This window comes from Liquorilactobacillus uvarum DSM 19971 (assembly GCF_001434935.1).
In the GTDB taxonomy this organism is placed as follows: Bacteria; Bacillota; Bacilli; order Lactobacillales; family Lactobacillaceae; genus Liquorilactobacillus; species Liquorilactobacillus uvarum.
Window position 1 is genome coordinate 1 of sequence record NZ_AZEG01000068.1, and the last position, 4,034, is coordinate 4,034.

4 protein-coding genes and 1 pseudogene are annotated in these 4,034 nt (G+C 35.0%); 2 read left to right on the forward strand and 3 right to left on the reverse strand.

What is annotated here, in order from left to right; translation table 11 throughout:
* The first annotated feature begins 90 nt into the window (after positions 1 to 90).
* Positions 91 to 681: a site-specific integrase gene (locus FD20_RS12175; protein ID WP_056992254.1), complete on the forward strand. Its 591-nt coding sequence runs from the start codon at positions 91 to 93 to the stop codon at positions 679 to 681.
* Positions 682 to 687: 6 nt separating this feature from the next.
* Here the strand turns inward: FD20_RS12175 and FD20_RS12180 are convergent, their stop codons facing one another.
* The 3 genes from FD20_RS12180 to FD20_RS13920 all read right to left on the reverse strand — a co-directional run bounded on the left by FD20_RS12180 (position 688) and on the right by FD20_RS13920 (position 3,896).
* Positions 688 to 1,845 (reverse strand): AbiH family protein, encoded by a 1,158-nt coding sequence (locus FD20_RS12180; protein WP_057738852.1) that lies wholly within the window; start codon positions 1,843 to 1,845, stop codon positions 688 to 690.
* A gap of 83 nt (positions 1,846 to 1,928) precedes the next feature.
* A complete protein-coding gene (locus tag FD20_RS12185) occupies positions 1,929 to 2,984 on the reverse strand; it encodes a Fic family protein (protein ID WP_057738854.1) in 1,056 nt (351 codons plus the stop codon).
* Positions 2,985 to 3,743: 759 nt separating this feature from the next.
* Positions 3,744 to 3,896 carry a type II toxin-antitoxin system RelB/DinJ family antitoxin gene (locus FD20_RS13920; RefSeq protein WP_235805518.1) on the reverse strand — a complete coding sequence of 51 codons (153 nt, stop codon included), beginning with the start codon at positions 3,894 to 3,896 and terminating at the stop codon, positions 3,744 to 3,746.
* A 65-nt stretch (positions 3,897 to 3,961) separates the two neighbouring features.
* Between FD20_RS13920 and FD20_RS13465 the strand changes: the two are divergent.
* Positions 3,962 to 4,034 (forward strand): annotated as a pseudogene (locus FD20_RS13465) (site-specific integrase); the annotation flags it as partial.

Genomic DNA, 4,034 nt, shown 5'->3' on the forward strand with positions numbered 1-4,034 from the left:
AAAGGAAGCTGATCTTTTTTGTCCGAACAGCGTTCGGATTAATTTTACAATCTACCAATAGACAAAATTTAATTAACGGGGAGGTATATGATGTCTCAACAGATTGTACTGCCAATTAAAGACTCTAACGTCTTAAAAATGGTACAAGACACCTTATTAGATAGTTTTCGGGCGGGTCGCCGTAACTACACTATCTTTCAAGTCGGCAAGGCCACCTTGCTGCGGGTGAGTGATGTGATGACGTTAAAGAAATCCGATGTCTATAATCCAGATGGCTCTGTTAAACACACGGCCTTTATTCATGATAAAAAGACCGGTAAAGCAAATACACTATATTTAAAGCCCGTGCAACAAGACTTGTTGCAATATCATGATTGGCTGGTCCAAGAAAACATCAATTCGGATTGGTTATTTCCTTCAACGGCCCATTCAGACCGTCATATCACTGAGAAACAATTTTATAAGGTGATGGCACGAGTTGGTGATCTATTAGGCATTAATTATCTAGGGACCCATACGATGCGCAAAACCGGTGCTTATCGCGTCTACACGCAATCAAATTATAATATTGGCTTAGTCATGAATCTGCTCAATCATTCCAGTGAGGCGATGACTTTAGCTTATTTAGGCTTAGACCAGGCTAGTACCGAAACGATGCTGGATCAAATTGATTTTGGATAATTTTTATTATTCTAAATTTTTCAAGATTAGTCTACCCTCAAGCAACATTTTGTGCATCAAATTTTCTCCCTTTTCATTATGAAATGTTGTTCCATACTCAGACATAAGTTTAGAAACAGAATTAAATTGAGCCCTTTTTATTTCTTGTTCTTTACTTTCGTCATAAATAGAATAATAATCAAAAATCGATTGAAAATATGAGTAATCAGCTGGAGCAAGTGAATGACCATAGAAAACTATATTTTTAACATTTTGGGGTAATAATTTATCTCGTTTTTCACTTGCTAGAGTCATGATGCGGTAAGTTTTTGTAAATCTAAATATTGGACTATTAGGGCCTATACTTTTGGAATCAATCCCAATTATTGGATGATCTTCAAGTCTTCCATGTATATTTTGCGTTATATTACATGAGGAGTCGTTTGTACAGGGAGTTGTATAGTTAAAGGACAACAAATTATAGCATTCATTATGCGATAATTCTTTTAATAACTGTTGACTCTTTTCTTTATACTTTTCATCTTGTAGTGCTATTAAATAATCATTGAAGCTTTTTTCAAATTTATTTAATTCGTCAAATAGAAAGTCGTAAAGATATCTTTCGGAATGTTTTTCAATATCATACTTTAAATTATTTAACAAAACAAATAATAAAACCAATGTTTCGTGGTCTGCTGTGAAATTTTCTTTCAACTCATCAAATTCTTCAACAAATGACTTTTCAATAGATAATCTGGGTCTTAAATATTTAAACCTAACTATCATATCTAAAGATTTTTCAAGATCGAGTTCAGGATGTGTTTTATGACTGTTTATCGTTAATAGGTTGTTTAGAAAGTATTCTACATCTGCCCAGTTATTAAGTTTTTCTTTGTGAAAATAAAAATAAAAATCCCAAAAAGAAATATTATTATCATTAAAATTAATTTTAATGTTATCGTTCAAGTTTCCAAAATTTCTTGAAAAACCAGCGATATATAAAACATCAGCTTGTAAAATTTCTGTATTCGTACTTGGGTCATTAAATTCTGCATTCATTTTGCCTAATGTTTTAACCATATCAACTTTGCTATTATAATAATCTTCAAACTTAGATTTCAAATCGCATTTCAAATCAAATCCATTTCCTATAACCAATAATCGTGATACTACATTCTGAGTCACAAAAAGACTTCTTTCTATAATTAAGAATAGAGAAATTATTCTCTTCACTTATAATATAAAGAACTAATTAGCGCTGAGACATATTAATTTTTCAAAATATATTTTGAAGATCTTCCCTTGCCAATAAGTTTTACCCGATGACTTTTCTTCAATTCACTAAGAGCTCGTTTAATTGTTATATCACTGTATTGCGGAATCAAGGCCGTGAGCTCACTTCTAGACAAAGGTTTTAATTCTTGTGTCAATGTTTTAAGAATTAAATCCGCCGCAGATACTGGTTTGTCTTGTACTAGGTTGAGCCGATCATTAAGATTGCGGTATGCTTGCAAAATGACGCCCAAGAAATAATCTAAAAAGGGCGCGTAGTCGTTCTGGTTATTTTGCCAATTTAAAGAACTCTGTTTGAGAACTTCATAATAGGACTGCTTAGTTTTCTCAATTAGGTTTTCCAGGCTAATATACTTTCCAACGTTAAGTTGTGCTTGGTACATTGTTAGCAGCATTAACAGTCTCGACATACGGCCGTTACCATCACGAAACGGGTGAATCGAAACAAAATCAAAGATAAAGGCGCCCAATAAAATTAGTGGTGAAAAAGTTTGCTGATCGACTGCTAAATTATAATTGATACAAAGTTCCTGAACCAATTTCGGAGTTAAATACGCTGCTGGTGGTTGGAAACGGACTTCCTGCCTACCGTCCGCATATTTGGTAATGATTTGATTATCAGAATCTTTGAATTGACCACCCCAGGTGCTGTTGGTGTAACCAAACAAACGTTTATGCAGCGTTAAAATTGAACTGCTGTTAATCGGAATATATGCATATTGTTCATGAATTAAAGCCAATACGTCCCGATAACCCGCAATTTCTGCCTCACTGCGATTACGCGGCCTAGTTTTTTGATGAACCAATTGTTTTAAACGAGTGTTACTAGTATAAATTCCCTCAATACGATTAGAAGCATCAGTACTCTGGACTTTAGCAACATTAACCAAGTGATCTAAGGCTTCTTTATAGGTGATTGGCGTAGCCGATAAACGTCCTTTAAATTCATAAATTTGGTTTAATTTGTCATTCATTGAAGCAGTTATGTCTAAATTGTTTAAAGCTTTATAATCAAATTTTTTCAGGATCATCTCACTCCTTTCGGTATCATTCTACGCCATTTGATACCGAAATCATATAAATGATACTGATAAAGTAAATAATATCTTTAATGGCATTGATTATAATCAAGCTAGTTAGCTTGCGCTGTTTGCGCAAAACTCGGTCTGAAGGGCTCCTGCTGAAGGCATACTTATGATGCAAAATCATTCGGCCGACAGCCCCCGTCTGGCATGCGGGTTGCTTGCCAAATTAAAATAACCCCCAACATCTATAATTTAAATGTTGGGGGTTATTTGTATGCTTATATTCTTTATAGTCCTCACTGTGTGTGCCAATCGCTACTAGATAAAACTGATCTAGTATTTGTGCATACACCAACAAATGATCGCCATTATGGCATCGAAATATAATTCCAGAACTTTAAATTTTACATCTTGTCGTGGAACACGCTTTTTAAGCTGTTGTATCACTTTCTTAGGCAAATTCAGTGGGTGGCATAGAAATATTCTAGAATGCTCTTATCTGTTAAAAAACAGTCAATTATGTAATTCCAAGGAGACCGTGCCTCGGTATCGAAAGGTACCTTTCGATTAAAAATTGGCTGCCATCTGGGATTCTTCACAACTTTATATTACCGTTTAGACTGAGTGGTTGGAGTTATTTTACTCATTTAACAACTGCTCCAAGTCTTGCTTATTGGTCGCGCTCTTTAACTCTGTAGTCCCTGCAAGGTCGTCTGCCACCTCAGTTAATGACCTGGCAACCTGATTGTTTGGGAAACCATAATATTATGGTTTCCCATTGTTAGCCACGGTTGTCACAACTACCCGCATGAATTCGGACATAGTTAACCCATGTTGAGCCAGTTGTTCCTGGGCCTTTTTCTTAATTACTGGGTCGATTCTAGTGTTAATTCTGGAACTGGTTGCTGTGTTAGTCATTATCATCAGTCCTTTTTTTAAAACTGTACGCCATTTGTCACACAAAGTAAAAAAGGAGTGTTCTTATGCAACAAATTGTTCTACCAATCAAAGATTCGAATGTTCTCAAAGAGGTTCAAGATGCCTTACTAGATAGCT